Genomic DNA, 15,480 nt, shown 5'->3' on the forward strand with positions numbered 1-15,480 from the left:
CGCGTGATCCGGGGGCAGTCGGGGGCGAGCGCGGTCAGCGCCACACTGCCGCGCCGCCGCCGTCAGTCCGCCGGGAGCGCGAGCACGGACGTACCGCAGGACAGGTACAGCCTGTCGCCCGAGGGGACGAGGGACGTGCGGCCCGTCGAGAGGTCCTGGGGGACGCGGCCGTCGTCCGTGACACCGCTGCGCAGCGTCCAGGGCGGGCGGTGGGTGCGCAGATCGAGGGCGAACAGCGGCTGGCCGACCTCACCCGTGTCGACGTAGAGGCGGCCCCCGCGCAGATACGGCTGGGTGCCGAGCCGGAGCGGGACGTGCGTGTTGTACCGCCACCGCGGCGCGCCGTCGCCCGCGCGCAGGGCGAGGACGTCCATGGTGGCGAGGCCCCGGTCGAAGTGGCCCTTGCCGATGCCGACGCAGTACACCGTGGACCCAGCGACGAGCGGGCTGCCGTAGTACGGCTGTCCGCCCTTGTAGGGCGCGCGGTCGCGGCCGAAGCGCCAGCGGACTTTGCCGGTGTCCGTGTCGAGGCCGCGCAGTTCGTTGCCGCCGGTGACCAGGAGGCCGCCCCCGGCGGCTCCGGGCCCGATCTGTTCGACGAGCGGGGCGGCGCGGTCGGAGCGCGTGGTCCAGCGCGGGGAGCCGTCGGCCGGGTCCACGGCGACGAGTCCCCCGGAGGTGCCGTAGAGCAGCAGCCCGGCGGCCAGGGCGCCGGGTGCCCGCGACCCCAGGAGCGGGTCCCCGCGCCGCCACAGCCGCTTGCCGTCACGGGCCCGGAAGGCGGCGAGGACGGCCTCCGGGCGACGGCCGTCGGCGTACCCCTGGAGGTAGAGGACGGCACCGCCGTCCGCGACCAGTTCGGGCCTGTTCGCACGAATGGCCCCCAACTCCCCTGCGAAACGCGCCAGTTCCCCGGTACGGGCGTCCAGCCGCAGCAGCGGGGAGCCCTCGTCCTCCTGCCCCGCGGTCGCGTCGGTGACGACGGTGCTCGGCGCGATGTCGGGGAACGTGACCGCGCGCTTCTGCCGCCACAGCACTCGGCCGGTGCGCGCGTCGAGGCCCATCGCTCCCCGCGCGTCCTTCTCGTCGCCCACGGACAGCACGACGACCCCGTTCACGACGGCGCGCACAGTGGCCTCTTCGCCGACGTCGCGCTTCCAGGCCGGGCGCGGCGCGCCGCCGGGCGTCCCGCCGGCCCCCTTCTGGCGTGCCGGGCTTGTGCGCAGCGCCGCCCATGCGGCGACACCGCCGCCGAGCGCGGTGAGCCCGCCCGCGCCCGCGAGGAGCAGGCGGCGCCGGGAGGGGCCGGGGCCGGCGGCCGTCGCGGGGAGCCGGTCGGGAGGCGGACCGGGGGCGCGGGTGGGGCGCAGTTCCCACATGGCGGTGGTGCGGTCGCCGATGTCGGCGAGCAGCGGCCCTGGCAGCACGGACGCGAACTGGGATGCCTGGTCCCCGAGTTCGGCGGCGAGCCGGGCCGGGTCAGGCCGCTCGCCGGGCGTCTTCGCCAGGCAGGCGCGCAGGACGGGGACGAGCGCGTCCGGTACGCCGGTGAGGTCGGGGTCGTCGTGGCGCACCCGGTGCAGCACGTCGGCGGCCTGCCCGCCCGGGAAGGGGCCGTGCCCGCTCGCGGCGAAGACCAGCACCCCGGCGAGCGCGAACACGTCGCCGGGCGGCTCGTGTTCGCGCCCGGTCGCCTGCTCGGGCGACATGTAGGCGGGCGTGCCGACGGCCTGCCCGGTGCGGGTGAGGCGGCGGGCGCCGAGCGCGCGGGCGATGCCGAAGTCGATGACGCGGGGTCCTTCGGCCGTGACGATGACGTTGGAGGGCTTCAGGTCGCGGTGGACGAGCCCGGCGCCGTGGATCTCGGTGAGCGTTCCGGCGAGCCGGGCGCCGAGGGCGCGGACGACGGGCTCGGGCAGCGGCCCGTACCGGCCGACCGCGTCGTCGAGGGACGGGCCGAGCAGGTACTCGGTGGCGAGCCACGGCACGGCGCCCTGCGTGTCGGCGTCCACGACGGGCGCGCCGTGCCGGGTACCGATGGCGCGCGCCGCCTCGGCCTCCAGGCGGAAGCGGACGCGGAACTCGGGCTCCCGCGCCAGGTCCTCGCGTACCGTCTTCAGGGCCACGACCCGGCCGCCCGCGGTCCGGGCGAGGAACACGGTGCCCATGCCGCCCGCGCCGAGGCGGCCGAGCAGGGTGTAGCCGCCGATCCGGTCGGGGTCGGCGGGCAGCAGGGGCTGGGCGGCGCTCATCCGATCGGCAGGGCGAAGTGGTGCTTGCCGTACTGGCGGGACAGGACGGCGATGCGGGGACCCGCGCTGACCTGCCAGATCAGTCCGTCGTCGCCCGTCACCCCGACGCCCTGGAAGACCCAGGCGGGGGCGCCGGTGTCCTGCTCGACGGCGGTGACGGCACGCCAGTCGAGGTGCAGCAGCAGCCCGCTTCCGGCGGTGGCGAGGTCGGCGTACTCGCTGCGGCCGTAGTCGCCGGGCGCCCGGCTGGTCCAGGTGCGGGTGTCGTCGGCGGCGAAGCGGTACACGGTGCCAAGGTTGTCGGTGATGTACATGCTGCCGCCGCGCCACATGATCGCGCGCGGCCGGTACAGCGAGGTGCCGTACGGGGTGCGGTAACCGCGCAGTTTCTTGCCGCTGGCCATGTCCCAGGCGGTCAGCCGCGCCCACCTGTCCTCGGCGAGCAGTTCGCCGCGCGGGGACATCCAGGCGCACGCGTCGGCCGTGACACCGCCGATCTCCTTGTCCCAGCGGAGCTTTCCGGTGGCGCGGTCGATCGCGGCGAAGCGTGCCTTGCGCTTCTTCGGGGCGTCGCCGGGGCTCGGGTAGCGCTGGGCGTAGATCGTGTCGCGGGTGAGGACGAGCCGCGTCTCGGCCGGGTAGCCCTTGGGCAGCCGCGTGTGCCAGACCTCGGCGCGCTCGGCGGCGTCGTAGCAGACGAGGCCGGGATCGGCGAGGAACCAGACGCGCGGCCCGTCCTGCGCCAGGAACCGCCGCACGAGGGGGAAGGCGGTGTCGGTGTCCTTGACCGTGCCCGTCTCGGCCGACAGCCGTACGAGGCCCTGGTACGTGCCGCCGAGCAGCAGGTCGTCCCGGATGACGGCGATGCCGGTGTCGATGGCGTGGTTCTTGCTCCAGAGGACCTTGCCGGTGCGGGCGTCGAGGCCGACGAGCGGGCCGATGAGCGGCAGGATCACACACCGGTCACGCCAGTTGACGGCGGGACTGCCCTGCTCGACGGCCTTGTAGTGCCACAGCGCTGGGGGCGGTGTGCCCGGCACGCGGCGCGGTTTCGGCGCGGGCCGCGCGGCGGCGGGCGCCGGTGCGCGCCCGGCGTGGCCGATGGCCCAGCCGCCGCCCGCGCCCGCGAGCAGCGCCGCCCCGGCGAACAGCAGGTGCCGTCGCGGGTACGGGGGCCGCGCCCCGGCCGGCTCCCCCGTGGCCGGGGCGGCGGGAGCCGGGGCACCGGGGGCCGAGGTGTCGAGGAGCGTACGGGGGCCCGGTACCGGGGCGTCCGAGGCGAGGACCGCGGCGGCCTGCGCGGCGAGCGCGGCGGTCACCGGTCCCGGCAGCCAGCCCTGGGCGAGCAGCGCGCGGGGGCCCTCAGGGGTGAACGCGGCGGCGATCTCCTCGGGCGCGGGCCGCCGCTCGGGGTCCTTGGCCAGACAGCGGGCGAGCAGGGGGCGCAGCGCTTCCGGTACGGCGTCAAGCGCGGCGTCGGCCTGGGCGACCGCGTCCGCTGTCGCGGCGGCGAACGGGCCTGAACCGGTCGCCGCGTACACCAGCAGCAGGCCGAGGACGAACACGTCGGCGGCGGGGCCGGGGGTGCGCCCGGCGGTCTGCTCCGGGGTGAGGTAGCCGAGCGTGAGGCGCGGGCCCGCCGGATCGACGCGGGTCGCGGCGCCGAGCGGCCCGAACCCGGTCAACAGCGGCCCGTCGGCGCTGAGATGGACGGTGTGCGGGGCGAGGCCGCGGTGGACGCGGGTCAGGGCGTGCAGCCGGGTGAGGGTCTGGGCGAGGGCGCTGCCGAGAACCCGCACGGCCGTCTCGGGCAGCGGGCCGTGCGCGGTGACGGCGGCGTCCAGGGCGAGCGCGGGGCGGTAGGCGGTGACGAGCAGGTCCTCGGCGCTCTCACGCACCGGCGCGACCCAGGGGCCGGCGGCGCGGTCGGCGAGCGCCGCCTCCTCCCGGAAGCGGCGGCGCAGGGCGGGCGAGCGGGCGAGGTCCGGGTGCGGCACGACGACGAGGATCGTGTCGCCGCGCCGGTCGCGGGCCACGTACGCCTGCGCGGACGCGCTGCGCCACTGCGGCGCGAGCACCGCGTAGCCGCGTGCGGCGAGCCGGTCGGCGTCGGCCGGCGCTTTCTCGTCCGCCACCTCTGTCACGCGTCAACCCCCGTCCGTCGCACGTCACTTCACCTCGCTGCCACCCCATGGACCGTTCACGATCCACAGGCCGTCCTCGATCCACAGGCCGTCCTCGATTCACAGGCCGTTCTCGATCCACAGGCAAGACGAGGGTGGCACAGAGATCGGTTCCGGGCCGCCGCTTTCCGGCCGTCCTCGCCGGAGCGGTGAGCTGCCGGGCCTCACATCAGGGGCAGCGCGTACAGGCGGGGGCCGTTCGCCACGGCCAGGACGTCGCCGGTGGCGGCGAGCGCCCAGGGGGTGTTGCGGGAGGCGGTGGGCGAGAAGCGGTAGCGTTCCGCTTCGCCGTCGAGCCGGACCGCGGCGACCCCGCCGGCCGCCTCGGCGAGCGCCACGTACAGGCCGTCGCCCGCGACGACGGGCGCACTGGTCGCGTACCGGTCCTGCGAGTCGGACAGTTCGCGTACGCCACTGCCGTCGGAGAGCCGCACGGTGTGCAGCAGGGTGCCTTCCGTGGCGTGGACGAGCCCGTCCGCGACGGCGGGCCGGCCGAACGGGTACAGGTCGCCGGACCGCTTCGCCCGCCAACGCTCCCTGCCCGTGCGCGAGTCGAGGCAGCGCAGGACGGTCGTGCCGCCGAGGACGACGCGGCCCCCGGCGACGGTCGCGCTGCCGCGCGCGGTCGTCCACCTCTTCCGCCCGGTGCTCGCGTCAAGGGCGACGGACTCGCCCTTGGGCGGGGTGATCAGGAGGATTCCGCTTCCGGCGGAGGCGGCCGTGCCGGGCGGGGCGAGCACGTCCGACCGCCAGCGCGTTTCCCCGTCCCGCAGCCGTACGGCGACGACGTGCCCGGCGCGGTCCACGGCGAAGCCGCTCGCGCTGTCGGCGGCGAGCAGCCGTACGACGCCTGCGGACCGCCGCCAACTCGCTTTTCCCGTACGGGCGTCGAGGGCGCGGAGAGTGCCGTCGGCGCCGGTGAGCAGCACCCGTCCCGCCTGCGCCACGGGGGCGCCGGACGCCGGGGCGGACCAGAGGGGGGCGCCGGTGCGGGCGTCGAGGGCGCGCGCCCCTCCCCCGTGCGCGGTGAGGAGGACGTCGGCGGCGGGGACCGGGGCGAACGTCTGCGGGTCGTCGAGGTCGGTGCGGTGCCACACGGGCGCGGGGACCTCGACGGGCCCGCCGTTCCAGCGCGGCACGCCCGGCCGGCCCCCTTCCCGCCCGGCGACCCACCAGCCGCCGCCCGCCGCCCCGCCCAGGACGACGACCCCGGCGCCGAGGAGCAGGGCACGCCGGGAGGGGCCGGGGCGGCTGAACTCACTGACGGTGGAGGCGAGTCGGCTGATGCGGCGGGTGACATGGGGCGGCAGCCAGTCCGGGCGTGGCCGGCCGCGCGGGGCCCGCCAGTGGGCGGCGAGCGACGCGGCGGTGGGCCGGTCGCCGGGGTTCTTGGCCAGGCAGCGGGCGAGGTCGGCGGCGAGCGCGGGCGGCACCTGGCGGAGGTCGGGTTCCTCGTGCGCGATGGCGTAGTCGACGAGCCCGGCGCCGCCCTCACCGAACGCGTGGCGGCCACTGACGGCGTAGACGAGCAGCGCGCCGAGGGTGAAGACGTCACCGGCCGGTCCGGGCGACCGGCCGGTGACCTGCTCGGGCGACATGTACCCGGCGGAGCCCGGGCGTTGGCCGGTGAGGGTGAGGGCGGTCGCGGCGGGCAGTCGGGCGATGCCGAAGTCGACGAGGCGGGGGCCGTCGGCGGCGAGCAGCACGTTGGACGGTTTCAGGTCGCGGTGGACGACGCCTGCGGCGTGCAGGGCGGCGAGGGCGGAGGCCAGCAGCGCGCCGAGCGTCACGACGGACGCCTCGGGCAGCGGCCCGGACTCCTCCACGCAGCGCTCCAGGGTGGGCGCGGGGACGAACTCCGCGGCGATCCACGGGGGTTGGCCGGTGAGGTCGGCGCCGAGCGGCTTCGGTACGTAGGGGCTGCGAACGGCCTCGGCAGCGCGGTGCTCGCGCCGGAAGCGGGCCACGAGGTGGTCGCGGTCGGGCAGGTCGGCGCGGAGGGTCTTGACGGCGGCGAGGCGCCACCTGGACCGCCCGAGGTAGACGGTGCCCATGCCGCCCTCGCCGAGGACGCCGAGCAGCCGCCACGGCCCGAGGGCGCGTGGGTCACCGGCGCGCAGTTCTCCCGTCAGTCCCTCCACAGCGGAAGATCGTACGGGTGGCCGGGGCGGCGGAGGAGGGCGTTGCCGGATCGTTCTCCGCCCGGCGCCGACCCGTCCCCGGCGGCCGCGTCCGCGAAGTCCCGTCCGCGGATCAGGCGGAGGGCGTGTACCCGTAGGCGGTCCAGTTCTCCTCCACCTTCCGGCGCACGTGCTCCGGGAAGGAGTTGGCGTAGGACGCGGTCCTGCCGCGCGTGGTGCCGGTGAACTGCTCGGGCAGGAGCGCGCTCGTGACGGACTTGCCGCCCCGGCCCGCGCGGACGTCCTCGGGCGTGAGGTACGGGACGAGCGGGATGCCGGGGGCGTCGGGGTAGGGGTAGCTGCCGGTGGCGGGGTGGTGGCGGGTGGCCAGCGCCCACACGACCTGGTCGATGTCGGTGACGTCGATGTCGTCGGCCACGAGGATCACCTTGGGCACCAGCCACCCGGTGTGCGACCCGAACAGGGAGCTGGCGACCGCGTCCACCAACTCCCCCTCGGTCATCCCAAGTTCGGCGAGCCGCCGGATGTCGACGGCGACGACGATCCAGCAGGTGGCGGCCTCGTACGAGCACCACGCCATGGAGACGGGCAGTCCGTCGGAGCGCAACTGGTCGAGGCTGACGGCCGAGATCATCGTGCCCCAGATCGTGTGGTTCTCCTCCGGGGGCACGCCCGCCACGCAGACGGGCAGGATCGGGTCGTCGCGGTGGGTGATCGCCTCCACGTGGAAGACGGGCTGCGGCTTACGCTCGGCGAACGCGTAGCCGTGGTACTCCCCCATCGGCCCCTCGGGCGCGGTCTCGTCGACGCTGATGTACCCCTCCAGAACGATCTCCGAAGTGGCGGGTACGTACAGGCCGTTGGTCTCGGTGGCGACGACCTCGACGGGGCTGCCCGTGAGGGCGCCGACGTAGCCGCTCTCGTCGACCTCGGCGGGCAGCGGCATGCCGGCGGCGGCGAGGGCGGCGGGCGGGGCGCCGAGCACCATCGCCCACGGGGTGCGCTCGCCGCGCTCGCGCCACATCTGGTGGATCATGCCGAGGTGCTGCTGCGGCATCGCGGGCCCGACGAGGCTGGTGGGGCCGTGGAGCATCGTGCGGCTCACGGACCAGCTCGTCCAGCGGCCGTCGGGGGTGCGCACGACGTGGAAGCCGTACGTGCCGAGGTACCGTCCGCCGTCGCCCTCGTGGAGGAGCGGCGCGGGCAGCCGGGTGAGGTCGACGTCGTCGCCGGTGACGACGTTCTCCTTGCAGGGGCCGGTGGCGACGACGCGCGGAGGGAGCGGTTCGGCCTTCATCGCCTGGATGAGCTTCTCCAGGATCGCGCGCGGGCCCGCGTCGCGGGGCAGGCCGAAGTGCGTGGCGAGCCGCCCGTACGTGCCCCGCGAGCTGAGCCCGGCGGGCGCGCCGAGTATCCGCCAGCCGGGGTCGCCCTCGGTGAGTTCGGCGAACAGCGGGGCCGGTGCCTTGGTGTCGTAGACGCGCCGGGTGACGGCGCCGGCCTCCAGGGTGGGGCTGACGGGTTCGCGGATGTCCACGGCGTCGCCCGCCGCGAGCAGTTCGGCCACGAAGTCACGGAAGTTGAGGGCGCCGCCGCGCTGGGTCATGAGAGGTCCTTTCCGACCGGGGTGGGATGGCCGCCGTCCGCCGGGCGGGCGCTCGCGGGCACGTTCGCGCTCGCGTGGGCGCGCAGGCCCTGCCAGCGGCGGGCGGTGGGTGCGTCGAGGCCGAACTGGTCGAGGACGCGTACGACGACGTGCTCGACGATGTCGGCGACCGAGGCGGGGTGGTTGTAGAACGCGGGGACCGGGGGCATCACGGTCGCGCCCATCCGGGTCAGCTCCAGCATGTTCTCCAGGTGGACCGCCGAGAGCGGGGTCTCGCGCGCCACGAGGACGAGCCGGCGGCGCTCCTTGAGCATCACGTCGGCGGCGCGGGCGATGAGCCCGTCACCGTGCCCGGTACGGACGGCGGCCAGGGTCTTCATGCTGCACGGCGCGACGATCATGCCGTCCACGCGGAACGAACCGCTGGAGATGGGCGCGCCCTGGTCGTCGGGCTGGTGCGTGAAGGTGGCGATGTCGCTCAGGTCGCGCACGGTGTGCCCGGTCTCCTGCGCGAGCGTGGCCCGCGCCCAGCGGCTGACGACGAGATGCGTCTCGACGTCCAGCTCGCGCAGCGCCTCCAGCAGGCGCACGCCTATCGGGGCGCCCGTGGCGCCGGTCATCGCTATGACGAGCTTCACGCACGTCCTCCGTCCCGGGCCGGTGGCCACGACCGCGCCGCGTCCGCCGCCCGAATTACTCCGTACACGTCCTAATGGGCTTCACCGTATAGTACGTGTACGTCCTTTTCAACGTGGTGGAGGCGGGCAGCGGTGACACGCGGCGGTACGCGGGCGCAGGTCCTGAACGACGCGCTGGGCGGGCTCGGCCCCCTGGCCCGGAAGCTGAACCAGGTCCATACGCGGCTCTGGCACGAGCGGGTGGACGGGGATCTGACGGGCCCGCAGTTCACGGTGCTGAGCCTGCTGCATCTGCACGGCGACCTGGATCAGGGCACGCTCGGCACGCTCGCCCATCTCGACAAGTCGACCGCGGCTCCCCTGCTCGACCGCCTGCACCGGCGCGGGCTTCTCGACGTCACCCGGGACCCCGCGGACCGGCGGCGCAAGCTGATCCGGCTCACGGACGCGGGCCGTGACACCGCCCTGACGCTCGCCCCGGCCGTCACGGAGGTGAGCGAGACGATGCTCGGGCGGCTCACCTCCGCGGAGCGCGCACAGTTCCTCGCGCTGCTGAACAAGGTCGTCGGCGACGATGAAGGCTCCGGCGGAGACGGCGGCGGTGAGGGCGCGGACGGAGGCGGCGACGAGGGCGCGGGGGCATAGCCCGCGCCCTCCGGGATCCGCCGGGTCAGTCGCTGAGGGCGAGGCGGATGCCGAACGCCGCGATGACCGTGCCGGTGACCCGGTCGAGGACGCGGCGGGCCGCCGGGCGCCGCAGCCAGGTGTGCAGGACGCGGGCGCAGGCGATGAGGACGGCCGACCAGACCAGGCCGAGGCAGATGTGGACCGACGTGAGCAGCAGGCCCATGGCGAAGTGGCTGGTGCCCGGGGGGATGAACTGCGGGAGGACGGCCACGTAGAAGGCGCCCATCTTGGGGTTGAGCATGTTCGTCAAGGCGCCCTGCCGCCAGCCGCCGGAGAGGGTGTCGCGGCCGGTGAGCAGGTCGGCGTCGCTGACCTCGGGGGTCGCGGTGCCCCGGCGCAGCGTGTCGCGGACCATGCGCAGGCCCATCCAGACGAGGTAGGCGGCGCCGACCCAGCGCAGGGCGACGTAGGCGAGGTGGGAGGCGGTCAGGAGGGCCGTCACGCCGAGGGAGGTGAGCGCGCCCCAGACGAGCGTGCCGGTCTGGATGCCGAGGACGACTCCCCAGGCGCGGCTGCGGCGGCCGAGCGCCGAGGTGCGGAGAACGAGGGCGGTGTCGAGTCCCGGGGTCAGGGTCAGAAGGCCGACCACCAGGGCGAAGGACCACAGCGACGTGCTTATTGCCATGGAATGCCAGCGTACGTCACCGAGGAAGCGCCCCGCGCCGTCGGACCCCGGGAAGGGCGCCGGGTGCCGCGTGTCACATGCGGCGCGGCAGCCGGACCGTGAACGCGGTCCGGCCCGGTCCCCCCGTCACCGTCACTGTGCCGCCGTGCGCCGAGGCGACCGCCGCCACGATGGACAGGCCGAGTCCCGTGCCGCCGCCGGTGCCGCCGCCGGCGCCCCGGGGGCCGCCGCCGTGGACGAACCGTTCGAAGAGGCTGTCACGCAGGTCGGCCGGGATGCCGGGACCGTCGTCGGCGACCGTGAGCCGGGCCTCGTCGGCGTCGGCGCTGACGCGGGCGGTGACCCGGGTGCCGGGCGGGGTGTGCAGGCGGGCGTTGGCCAGCAGGTTGGCGAGGAGCTGGTGCAGGCGGTGGGCGTCGCCGGTGACGGTGACGGGTTCCTCGGGCAGTTCGAGCGACCAGCGGTGCGCGGGGCCGGCGGCGCGGGCGTCGGTGACGGCGTCGAGGACGAGGCGGGTCAGATCGACCGGTTCGCGCTCCAGGGGGCGGCCGGCGTCGAGGCGGGCGAGGAGCAGCAGGTCGTCGACCATGGCGCCCATCCGGGCGGACTCGGCGGCGATGCGTTCCAGGGCGCGGGTCACCTCGGCGGGGACGGGTCCGGGGTGGAGCAGGGCGAGTTCGGCGTGGCCGCGTACGGAGGCGACGGGGGTGCGCAGTTCGTGGCTGGCGTCGGCGGAGAAGCTGCGCAGCCGCTCCTCGCTGCGCTGACGGTATGTCAGGGCGTTCTCGACGTGCCCGAGCATCCGGTTGAACGCGCCGGTGACCTGATCGACCTCCCTGCTGCGCGGGCGGGTGTCGGGGGCGCGGGCGGGCAGGGCCACTTCCCCGCTGGCGAGCAGGAGTTCGCTGACGCGGGTCGCGGTGGAGGCGATGCGGCTCAGGGGGCGCAGCGACCAGCGCACCCAGAGGGCGCCCGCGACTCCGGCGCCCACGAGGACGAGGACGAGGACGAGCGCGGCGACGAGTTCGAGGCGGTGCACGGCCGCTTCGACGGGCTCCAGCGGCAGCCCCGTGACGAGCACGTCGCCGTCGCGTCCCGGGCGGGCCTGGACGCGGTAGGCGCCCAGCGCGGACAGTTCGACGGAGTGGCCCCTGCCGTCGTCGGGGAGCGCGGCGAGGCGCCGGGCGTCGTCGGGGGTGAGGGTGACGCTGAGGGCGGCGGGGTTGCTGTCGTGGCGGACGACGGCGGCGTTGGTGACGGTGCCCGCGACCATGCGGACGCCGAGGGTGCCGGCGGCCTGGCGGCGGGTGTCGCCGCGTTCGTCGCCGTCGTGGTCGTCGCGGCCGGCGGAGGGGTGTTCGAGGCTGGCGGCGAACGCGGGCCCGGTGTCGGTGAGTTGCTGGTCGACGCGGCCGGTGAGGAAGGTTCCGAGTTCCAGCGCGGCGGCGCCGCCCACGGCCGCGCAACCGACGGCGAGCAGGACGAGCATGCCGGCGGTGAGCCGGGCACGCAGAGTCGATAGCCGCGGCTTGCGCCAACTCCGGCGCGGGCCAGCCGATTTGCGGTCCGGGACTGCATCGGATCCGGCGGACGGGGCCCCGGGTTCTCCGCCCGGCACCACCGCCTCGGCTTCCGACACCGCCGCAGCGCCCCTGTCCGGGCCCGCCGATCCCCCACCCCGGGCTGCCGGTTCAGCTTCCGGAGCTGCCGAACCCCCGCCCGGGACCGCCGCACCCTCCCCCTGGCCCGCCGAATCCCCGCTCGGGCCCGCCGGACCCTCCGCCCCCTCCCCGCGCTCCGGGCGCTCGCCCCGCCTCACGCGCCGCTCTCCGCGTCCTCGGGGCCCCGCGCCGGCGCCGGGGCCGGGCCCGCGTTCTCGCTCGCCCCGGCCTCCAGCGTCGGCGGCTTGAGGACGTAGCCGACGCCGCGCACGGTGTGGATCATCGGCTCGCGGCCCGCGTCGATCTTCTTGCGGAGGTAGGAGATGTACAGCTCGACGACATGGGCCTGGCCGCCGAAGTCGTAGGACCAGACGAGGTCGAGGAGTTGGGCCTTGCTGAGCACGCGACGCGCGTTGCGCATCAGGCAGCGCAGCAGCTGGAACTCCGTCGGCGACAGGTCCACCGGCCGCCCCGCGCGGGTGACCTCGTGGGCGTCCTCGTCCATCTCCAGGTCGCCCACGGTGAGCAGGGCCGCCGTGGCGCGCTCGCGCGTCATACCGGCCCGGCGCAGCAGTCCCCGTACCCGGGCGACGAGTTCGCCGAGGCTGAACGGCTTCGTGACGTAGTCGTCGCCGCCCGCCGTGATCCCGGCGATGCGGTCCTCGACGGTGTCCCGGGCCGTCAGGAACAAGACGCACACATGCGGCTGCCCGGCGCGCAGTTCGCGCAGCACGCTCAGGCCGTCGCGGTCAGGCAGCATGATGTCGAGGACGACGGCGTCGGGCAGGAACGTACGGGCCTCGCGCACGGCGGCGTCGGCGCTCGCGGCGGAGCGCACCTCCCAGCCCTCGTAGCGCAGGGCGCCGGTGACGACCTCGGCGAGGTCGGGTTCGTCGTCGACGACGAGGACGCGTACGGGGCTGCCGTCGGGGCGGGTCAGGGCGGCGGGGCGTGGGTTCATGGCCCGCCCAGGATCTCTGAGTTTCCTCTGGGTTTCCTCTGAACGCGCCGCGAGAGGCCGACTTCAGAGCCCGCTCATAGGTTCCGCGGCCACAGTGGGCTGCCCACCGCCCGTGAGGAGCCCCACATGGCCACCGCGATCCACCGCCCGCCACGGCGGCGCCACCGCGAGCCGGCCGCGCGCCGCCGTTCGCCCGCCGTCCCGCTGCTCGCGGCGGCCTGGGCCGGGGGCCTCGCGCTGTTCGCGCTGTGGTGGCGGGACACGGGCGCGGTCGTCGGCGCGGCCGGCTGGCTGACGGGCGCGGGCCGCCTCACGGGCCTCGCCTGCGGGTACATGTGCGCGCTGCTGGTGGCGCTGATGGCGCGGGTGCCGTGGCTGGAGACGGGCGTGGGCAGCGACCGCGCCGCCCGATGGCACGCGTCGGCGGGCCGCTGGACGATCTGCCTGCTGCTCGCGCACATCGTGCTCATCACGCTCGGCTACGCGGCGCAGGCGGGGGTGAACCCCGTGCGGGAGATCGACACCGTCGTTCTCGACCTGCCCGACATGATCCGCGGGACGCTGGGCGCCGCGCTGCTGCTGCTCGTGGGGTACACGTCGGTGCGCGCGGTGCGCCGCAAGATGCGGTACGAGACGTGGTACCACCTGCATCTGCTCACGTATGCGGCCGTGTTCCTGGCGTTCTGGCACCAACTCGCCCTGGGCGCCGACTTCGTGGCGAGCGCCCCGGCCCGCGCCGCCTGGTACGCGCTGTACGGGGGTGCCGCCGGCCTCGTGCTCTGGTTCCGGGTGCTGACACCGCTGCGGCTCAATCTGCGGCACCGGCTGCGCGTGGAGGCCGTCGTGCGGGAGGCGCCGCAGGTGTACTCGGTGTGGCTGCGCGGGCGGCGCCTGGATCGGCTCGGGGTGCGGGCGGGCCAGTTCCTGCGCTGGCGGTTCCTCGCCCCGGGCATGTGGAACGCCTGTCACCCGTACTCGGTGTCGGCGGTGCCGCGCGGTGACCTGATGCGCATCACGGTCAAGGCGCTCGGCGGGCACAGCGCGGCCGCGGCGACCCTGCCGCGCGGCACGCGCGTGTGGGCGGAGGGCCCGTACGGGGCGCTGACGGCGCGGCGGCGCACGCGCGGCAAGGTGCTGCTGATCGCGGGCGGCACCGGGATCACACCGCTGCGCACGCTGTTCGAGACGCTGCCCGCCGCGCCCGGCGACCTCACCCTGCTCTACCGGGCGCGCAGCGCCGAGGAGTTGGCGCTGCGCGCCGAGCTGGAGGAGATCGCGGCCGCGCGCGGGGCCCGTCTGGTGTACGCGCTGAACGGACCGGACGGCACCCGCGTCCCGCTCACGGCGGAGCGGCTGCGCGGGCTGCTGCCCGACCTCGCGTTCCACGACGTGTATCTGTGCGGGCCGCCCGGCATGTCCGTGACCGCGTACGACGCGCTGCGCGCGGCAGGCGTGCCCGCCTCCCGTATCCACCACGAGTCCTTCGAACTGTGAGCCCCGCCATGCGCGCCCATTCGCTTCGCCGCATCCTCCTGACGACGGTCTCGACCGTCGCCGTGACGGTCCTCGCGCTGTCCCTGAAACCGCATCAGGTGACGCATCTGGCCGCGCCGTCCGGTGCGGTGTCCGCGCCCTCGTCGTCGGGCGGGGGCGGCGGCGCCGCGCGGACGGTCACCGGCTCGACGGTGCAGACGCGGTACGGGCCGGTGCAGGTCAGGCTCACCCTGCGCGGGGCGCGGATCACGAGCGCGACGGCGGTGCGCAGGCCGGACGGCGATCCGCGCAGCGTCCAGATCAGCGGTTCCGCCGTGCCGGTGCTCGTGCGGGAGACGCTGACCGCGCAGAGCGCCCGTATCGACACGGTGTCCGGGGCGACTTACACGAGCGAGGGATACATCGCCTCCCTCCAGAGCGCGGTGGACCGGACCCGTGGCTGAGGGGCGCGGGCTGCACCGGGTGGTGCGGACGATGGGCACGGTGTTCTCGATCACCGTGCAGGACGAGCCGACGGACGTGCTGCGGGCGGCGGTCGACGCGGCGCAGGGCCTGCTGCACCATGTGGACGCGGTGTTCTCCCCGTTCCGGGCGGACAGCGCGGTGAGCCGGCTGCGGCGCGGCGAGCCGGTGGACGACGCGGCGGAGGAGGTCGGCGAGGTCGTCGCGCTGTGCGAGGCGGCGCGGCGGCGCAGCGAGGGCTGGTTCTCGGCGTGGTACGACGGCACGTTCGACCCGAGCGGGCTGGTGAAGGGGTGGGCGGTGGAACGGGCGGCCGACCTGTTGCGGGCGGCGGGGGCGCGGCAGGTCTGCGTGAACGGCGGCGGTGACGTCCAGCTCCACGGCGGCCCCTGGAACATCGGCATCAGCGATCCGCTGAACCCGGGCGCGCTCGTCGCCCGGCTCGACGCGGCCACGGGCCCCCTCGCGGTCGCCACGTCGGGCCCGGCCGAGCGCGGCTGCCACATCGTGGACCCGCACACCGGCGCCGCCCCCGCCCACGCCCTGGCCTCCCTCACGGTCCTCGCCCCCACCCTCACGGAGGCGGACACCGTGGCCACCGCCGCCTACGCCCGGGGCGCCGGTGCCCGCGCCTGGCTGGAAACCCTCCCGGGCGTGACCGCGTTCGCGGTGGAACAGAACGCCACGACCTGGACGATCACAGGCTGAGAGTTCCCCGCGTCCCTTAGGGAGTTGGCCTGAGCGCAAACTTCCAGCCCCTCCGGCGATTG

General features: G+C 75.5%; 12 protein-coding genes. 4 read left to right on the forward strand and 8 right to left on the reverse strand.

The window, feature by feature from the left end; genetic code table 11:
* Positions 1-62: 62 nt before the first annotated feature.
* The 5 genes from ACZ7LY_RS19110 to ACZ7LY_RS19130 form a co-directional block, all read right to left on the reverse strand.
* Complete coding sequence (locus ACZ7LY_RS19110; protein WP_471625797.1) at positions 63-2,252, reverse strand: protein kinase domain-containing protein; 2,190 nt, start codon at positions 2,250-2,252, stop codon at positions 63-65.
* The gene (locus ACZ7LY_RS19115; protein ID WP_471625798.1) at positions 2,249-4,396 is read right to left on the reverse strand and encodes an outer membrane protein assembly factor BamB family protein; all 2,148 of its coding nucleotides are present in this window, start codon (positions 4,394-4,396) and stop codon (positions 2,249-2,251) included. Before ACZ7LY_RS19115 ends, ACZ7LY_RS19110 begins: the two co-directional genes overlap by 4 nt.
* Positions 4,397-4,599: 203 nt before the next feature.
* On the reverse strand, positions 4,600-6,576 hold the full coding sequence (locus ACZ7LY_RS19120; protein WP_471625799.1) for a serine/threonine-protein kinase: 1,977 nt from the start codon (positions 6,574-6,576) through the stop codon (positions 4,600-4,602).
* A gap of 112 nt (positions 6,577-6,688) precedes the next feature.
* Positions 6,689-8,182 (reverse strand): UbiD family decarboxylase, encoded by a 1,494-nt coding sequence (locus ACZ7LY_RS19125; RefSeq protein WP_471625800.1) that lies wholly within the window; start codon positions 8,180-8,182, stop codon positions 6,689-6,691.
* Positions 8,179-8,820, reverse strand: coding sequence for a UbiX family flavin prenyltransferase (locus ACZ7LY_RS19130; protein WP_471625801.1), 642 nt, complete (start codon positions 8,818-8,820; stop codon positions 8,179-8,181). Before ACZ7LY_RS19130 ends, ACZ7LY_RS19125 begins: the two co-directional genes overlap by 4 nt.
* Positions 8,821-8,952: 132 nt before the next feature.
* Between ACZ7LY_RS19130 and ACZ7LY_RS19135 the strand changes: the two genes are divergently transcribed.
* Positions 8,953-9,465, forward strand: coding sequence for a MarR family winged helix-turn-helix transcriptional regulator (locus tag ACZ7LY_RS19135; protein WP_471625802.1), 513 nt, complete (start codon positions 8,953-8,955; stop codon positions 9,463-9,465).
* 25 nt (positions 9,466-9,490) lie between these two features.
* Here ACZ7LY_RS19135 and ACZ7LY_RS19140 read toward each other — a convergent pair whose 3' ends face one another.
* The 3 genes from ACZ7LY_RS19140 to ACZ7LY_RS19150 form a co-directional block, all read right to left on the reverse strand.
* A complete protein-coding gene (locus ACZ7LY_RS19140) occupies positions 9,491-10,132 on the reverse strand; it encodes a LysE family translocator (protein WP_471625803.1) in 642 nt (213 codons plus the stop codon).
* A gap of 73 nt (positions 10,133-10,205) precedes the next feature.
* Positions 10,206-11,621, reverse strand: coding sequence for a sensor histidine kinase (locus tag ACZ7LY_RS19145; RefSeq protein WP_471625804.1), 1,416 nt, complete (start codon positions 11,619-11,621; stop codon positions 10,206-10,208).
* A 326-nt stretch (positions 11,622-11,947) separates the two neighbouring features.
* A complete protein-coding gene (locus ACZ7LY_RS19150; RefSeq protein WP_471625805.1) occupies positions 11,948-12,754 on the reverse strand; it encodes a response regulator transcription factor in 807 nt (268 codons plus the stop codon).
* A 126-nt stretch (positions 12,755-12,880) separates the two neighbouring features.
* Between ACZ7LY_RS19150 and ACZ7LY_RS19155 the strand changes: the two genes are divergently transcribed.
* The 3 genes from ACZ7LY_RS19155 to ACZ7LY_RS19165 are packed head-to-tail and all read left to right on the forward strand — an operon-like array spanning position 12,881 to position 15,418.
* Positions 12,881-14,248, forward strand: a complete 1,368-nt coding sequence (locus ACZ7LY_RS19155; RefSeq protein WP_471625806.1) for a ferredoxin reductase family protein — start codon at positions 12,881-12,883, stop codon at positions 14,246-14,248.
* Between the two features lie 8 nt (positions 14,249-14,256).
* Entirely contained in the window at positions 14,257-14,691 is a 435-nt protein-coding gene (locus ACZ7LY_RS19160) for an FMN-binding protein (RefSeq protein ID WP_471625807.1), read from the forward strand.
* A 31-nt stretch (positions 14,692-14,722) separates the two neighbouring features.
* Positions 14,723-15,418 carry an FAD:protein FMN transferase gene (locus ACZ7LY_RS19165; protein ID WP_471625915.1) on the forward strand — a complete coding sequence of 232 codons (696 nt, stop codon included), beginning with the start codon at positions 14,723-14,725 and terminating at the stop codon, positions 15,416-15,418.
* The last annotated feature ends 62 nt before the right edge of the window (positions 15,419-15,480 follow it).

This window comes from Streptomyces sp. NPDC107550 (genome assembly GCF_055639095.1).

What these genes read in the sequence shown, in the direction of transcription:
- ACZ7LY_RS19150 (WP_471625805.1), bottom strand. Translation starts at nt 12,754, where the DNA reads ATGAACCCACGCCCCGCCGCCCTGACCCGCCCCGACGGCAGCCCCGTA.
- ACZ7LY_RS19165 (WP_471625915.1), top strand. Translation starts at nt 14,723, where the DNA reads ATGGGCACGGTGTTCTCGATCACCGTGCAGGACGAGCCGACGGACGTG.
- ACZ7LY_RS19140 (WP_471625803.1), bottom strand. Translation starts at nt 10,132, where the DNA reads ATGGCAATAAGCACGTCGCTGTGGTCCTTCGCCCTGGTGGTCGGCCTT.
- ACZ7LY_RS19110 (WP_471625797.1), bottom strand. Translation starts at nt 2,252, where the DNA reads ATGAGCGCCGCCCAGCCCCTGCTGCCCGCCGACCCCGACCGGATCGGC.
- ACZ7LY_RS19145 (WP_471625804.1), bottom strand. Translation starts at nt 11,621, where the DNA reads ATGCTCGTCCTGCTCGCCGTCGGTTGCGCGGCCGTGGGCGGCGCCGCC.
- ACZ7LY_RS19155 (WP_471625806.1), top strand. Translation starts at nt 12,881, where the DNA reads ATGGCCACCGCGATCCACCGCCCGCCACGGCGGCGCCACCGCGAGCCG.
- ACZ7LY_RS19160 (WP_471625807.1), top strand. Translation starts at nt 14,257, where the DNA reads ATGCGCGCCCATTCGCTTCGCCGCATCCTCCTGACGACGGTCTCGACC.
- ACZ7LY_RS19125 (WP_471625800.1), bottom strand. Translation starts at nt 8,182, where the DNA reads ATGACCCAGCGCGGCGGCGCCCTCAACTTCCGTGACTTCGTGGCCGAA.